Source organism: Aquabacterium sp. A08, assembly GCF_011742065.1.
In genome coordinates this window covers 1-682 of the sequence record NZ_JAAQQT010000027.1, presented here as the reverse complement: position 1 = coordinate 682, position 682 = coordinate 1, and the positions used below count along the sequence as shown (strand labels likewise).

2 protein-coding genes are annotated in these 682 nt (G+C 70.4%); both read left to right on the top strand.

Annotated features, from left to right (window positions below):
* Positions 1-267: peptidylprolyl isomerase (locus HA630_RS00160; protein ID WP_208299872.1), on the top strand; the 267-nt coding region annotated here is incomplete at its 5' end.
* Positions 264-682, top strand: a 419-nt coding sequence (locus HA630_RS00155; protein WP_371809167.1) for an rRNA adenine dimethyltransferase family protein, incomplete at its 3' end; no start/stop codon positions are given. The genes HA630_RS00160 and HA630_RS00155, both read left to right, overlap by 4 nt.

Below are 682 nucleotides of genomic sequence, written 5' to 3'. Positions count from 1 at the left end.
TGGGCCGTGCCCGGCCAGTTCGTGCCCGAGTTCGAGCAGGTGATGAACGCCCTGGCCCCGGGCCAGGTGTCCGAGCCGCTGCAGTCGCGCTTCGGGCTGCACCTGATCCAGGTGCAGGAACGGCGCCAGGCCGAGGTCAGCCGGCGCGACCAGCGCGAGTGGGTGCGCAACGTGCTGCGCGCGGAAAAGACCGAGCGCGCCTACGAGGACTGGGCCGCCGACCTGCGCGCGCGCGCCTACGTCGAATACCGCGAGCCGCTGCAGTGAGCGCCGGCCCGCACCGCGCGCGCAAGCGCTTCGGCCAGCATTTCCTGTCCGATGGCGGCATCATCGACGCCATCGTCGGCGAAATCGCGCCAAAACCCGGCCAGTTCGTGGTCGAGATCGGCCCCGGGCTGGCGGCGCTGACGCAGCCGCTGGTCGAGCGCCTGGGCCAGCTCACCGTGATCGAACTCGACCGCGACCTGGCGCTGCGCCTGCGCGCGCACCCCCAGCTCACGGTGATCGAGTCCGACGTGCTGAAAGTGGACTTCCGCGCCCTGGCCGCCAGCCGGCCCGAGCCGATGCGGGTGGTGGGCAACCTGCCCTACAACATCTCCAGCCCCATCCTGTTCCACCTGCTGGGCGTGGCCGACGTGGTGCAGGACCAGCACTTCATGCTGCAAAAAGAGGTGATCGACCG